Below are 2,763 nucleotides of genomic sequence, written 5' to 3' on the forward strand. Positions count from 1 at the left end.
CGGCATGGATCCTCGGGTCTGCGCCGCGTCGCTACGCTCCTTGCTCCGCCCGTGGATGACGAAGAAATGGGCGTTTCCGCTAATCATTGAGTCATGAGCACCATCGACGTCCGCTGAGGGCGATAGCCGGTCGAAGACAATTTCGCAGTACCAATTAACCGTTTTGCCGCTTTTCGGTTCTAGGAATGGGATCATGAAACGAGTCATCGCCATCGCCGACCGTGCAGCTTCCGTGTCGCTGAAGCTGCTCGTCGCGCTCAATGTTCTGTTCTTCCTGTCGTTTCTCGCCGTGCTGCTGTTCGCGGCCGGCAAGGCGCATGCCGAAATCCCGACCTGCACCGGCGCCGACATGCTGTCGGCCTTGCAGAAGAACGATCCGGCGACCTACCGCAAGATCGAAGCGGAAGCCGCCGCGACGCCGAACGGCAAGGGCCTGTTGTGGAAACTGGAAAAGCCCGGCGAGAAGCCGTCCTTCCTGTTCGGCACCATGCATATGACCGACCCGCGCGTCACCACGCTGCCTCCCGACGCGCAGAAAGCCTATGACGCCGCCGGCACCATCGTCATCGAAACCACGGACGTGCTCGACAAGCAGAAGATGATGGTCGCGATGCTCAAGGAGCCGGACCTGATGATGTTCACTGATTCGACGACGCTGGCGTCGCTGCTGTCGCCCGACGATGCGGCGGCCATGAACGCCGCACTCGACGCACGCGGCATTCCTCCGGCAACGGTTGCCAAGATGAAGCCGTGGATGCTCTCGGCCATGATGGCACTGCCGGCCTGCGAGCTGGCCCGCCAGTCAGGCGGCGCCCCGGTGCTCGATGTCAGGCTGGCGGAAGGTGCAAAGGCTTCCGGCAAGCCGGTGGAAGGATTGGAGACTGCTGAAAGCCAGTTGCGCGCCATGGCCTCGCTGCCGCTGGCGTTTCACATGAAGGGCCTCGTCGACACGCTGAAGCTCGGCGATAAGATCAACGACATCAACGAAACCATGATCGTGCTCTACCAGCGCGGCGACACCGGAATGTTCTGGCCGCTGTTTCGCGCGGCCATGCCGGAAGGCACGGACGACCCCGCGGGCTATGCGGCATTCGAGGAAACCATGATCACCAGCCGCAACAAGGTGATGGTCGAGCATGCCGAACCGATCCTTGCCAGGGGCAACGTCTTCATGGCGGTCGGCGCCCTCCACCTCCCCGGCCCCGAAGGCTTGGTCGAGGATTTTCGTAAGGCCGGTTACACCGTCACGCCTATAGGACTTTAGCTACTTCAGTTTACTTCGCCAGGATCTGGGCCAGCATCGCCGGAACGATGATCCGGTGGAACGGCATGATGATCGCAAGATAGGCGCGGCCGAGCCAATTGTGCGTCTTGACGATCGTCGTCGCGGCCACCTCTTGCCGGCCCATGCCGAGATCCCTGACTTCGACCAGGACACGGAAATCGAGATGCCGGTCGTCGAGGCCAAGCACAACCTTGCCGGGAAACTGGCTGATGAGCGGAAATATCCCGATCCGGCCTAACGGCAACACCGCAGCCTCCAGGCCCGTCTTCAGCCGGAACGGCTTGACGGCAAGGTTGCGCAGCGCCATGAGCCTGCCGACCCAGGGCGGCGTTCGCCCCAGGGCGCGTTCCGCCGCGCCGAGTGCGGTTAAAGAAAGACCCTGGGTGATCAGCACAAAGCGGTCGGCGAACTGGGCTCCGGCGAGAGCATTGCAGTGATTCGGGACAAACTCTGCTATGGGATTCGTCACGGCAAAATCCTCCGAAAAAACCATAATAGGCACCAACTTGGCGCGTTGCGTGGCGAAACGACGCCATTCCGGCTCGGGAACGGCGGGATTGTCCTTGTTTTTGGCGTTTTCCAACCCTAGCGTGAAACCAGTTCAATGATTGCGCGTTATATGGTGTTGATTGATATTTTTCATCCACGGAGGACACTTTTATGGCGAACGCACCGAATCCAAACGACCCGTTCAATCCCAACACCACCAACACCACCATCAAGCAGAGCGGTGGCGGCGGTAGTGGCTGGCTGATTGCGCTGGTCGTCGTTATTCTGGCGGTTGTCGCGTATTATGTTTTCGGAAGGAGTGGTGAGCACCCGGCACCAGCCGAGCCGCCGGCGGCCAGCACACCGGCCCCCGCGCCCGCACCGGCGGAACCGATGAAGCCAGCCGAACCTGCACCTGCTCCGGCACCTGCAGAACCGGCCCCAGCCCCGGCGCCTGCAGCTCCGGCTCCGGCACCTGCAGAACCTGCGCCAGCGCCGGCTCCAGCGCCAGCGCCGGCTCCAGCTCCGGCCAACTGACCGGCTCGATCAGATACGAACGGCCCGCTGAAAAGCGGGCCGTTTTGTTTGGCGATATCGCTACGTTCGTCATCCTCAGGCTTACCCGAGGATAACGAAGCGTTGTCGCTTTAGATGTGGATTGGCTTGAAGAACGTCGCCAGCGCCGCCTCCTTCACCGCTTCCGACATCGTCGGATGCGCGTGGCAGGTGCGGGCGAGATCCTCTGACGAGCCGCCGAACTCCATCAGCACGGTCGCCTCGTGGATCATCTCGCCGGCTCCGAAACCGACAATATGCACGCCGAGCACGCGGTCGCCGGCCTTGTCGGCGAGGATCTTCACAAAACCGTCGGTGTGCAGCATGGCGCGCGCCCGGCCATTGGCGCTGAACGGGAATTTTCCGACCTTGTAGTCGATGCCGGCCTTCTTCAGCTCTTCCTCGGTCTTGCCGACCGAGGCGATTTCCGGGCT

General features: G+C 61.9%; 3 protein-coding genes and 2 pseudogenes. 1 reads left to right on the plus strand and 4 read right to left on the minus strand.

Annotated features, from left to right (window positions below):
- Positions 1 to 207, minus strand: a pseudogene (locus tag EOB49_RS37090) (hypothetical protein); the annotation flags it as partial.
- Here EOB49_RS37090 and EOB49_RS33460 point away from each other — a divergent pair.
- A complete protein-coding gene (locus EOB49_RS33460) occupies positions 194 to 1,264 on the plus strand; it encodes a TraB/GumN family protein (RefSeq protein WP_127383459.1) in 1,071 nt (356 codons plus the stop codon). The pseudogene EOB49_RS37090 and the gene EOB49_RS33460 sit on opposite strands and share 14 nt — an antisense overlap.
- 10 nt (positions 1,265 to 1,274) lie before the next feature.
- Here the strand turns inward: EOB49_RS33460 and EOB49_RS33465 are convergent, their stop codons facing one another.
- From EOB49_RS33465 to EOB49_RS33475, 3 genes and pseudogenes are all read right to left on the minus strand, one after another.
- The gene (locus EOB49_RS33465; protein ID WP_127383460.1) at positions 1,275 to 1,868 is read right to left on the minus strand and encodes a DUF2867 domain-containing protein; all 594 of its coding nucleotides are present in this window, start codon (positions 1,866 to 1,868) and stop codon (positions 1,275 to 1,277) included.
- Between the two features lie 186 nt (positions 1,869 to 2,054).
- Positions 2,055 to 2,384: a hypothetical protein gene (locus tag EOB49_RS37095; protein WP_206526184.1), complete on the minus strand. Its 330-nt coding sequence runs from the start codon at positions 2,382 to 2,384 to the stop codon at positions 2,055 to 2,057.
- Positions 2,385 to 2,421: 37 nt separating this feature from the next.
- A pseudogene (locus EOB49_RS33475) lies at positions 2,422 to 2,763 on the minus strand (dihydrolipoyl dehydrogenase); the annotation flags it as partial.

The sequence above is a fragment of the Mesorhizobium sp. M7A.F.Ca.MR.148.00.0.0 genome (genome assembly GCF_003997735.1).
Taxonomy (GTDB): Bacteria; Pseudomonadota; Alphaproteobacteria; order Rhizobiales; family Rhizobiaceae; genus Mesorhizobium.

Coding starts and splice junctions, on each gene's coding strand:
- EOB49_RS33460 (WP_127383459.1), top strand. CDS start 194: ATGAAACGAGTCATCGCCATCGCCGACCGTGCAGCTTCCGTGTCGCTG.
- EOB49_RS37095 (WP_206526184.1), bottom strand. CDS start 2,384: ATGACGAACGTAGCGATATCGCCAAACAAAACGGCCCGCTTTTCAGCG.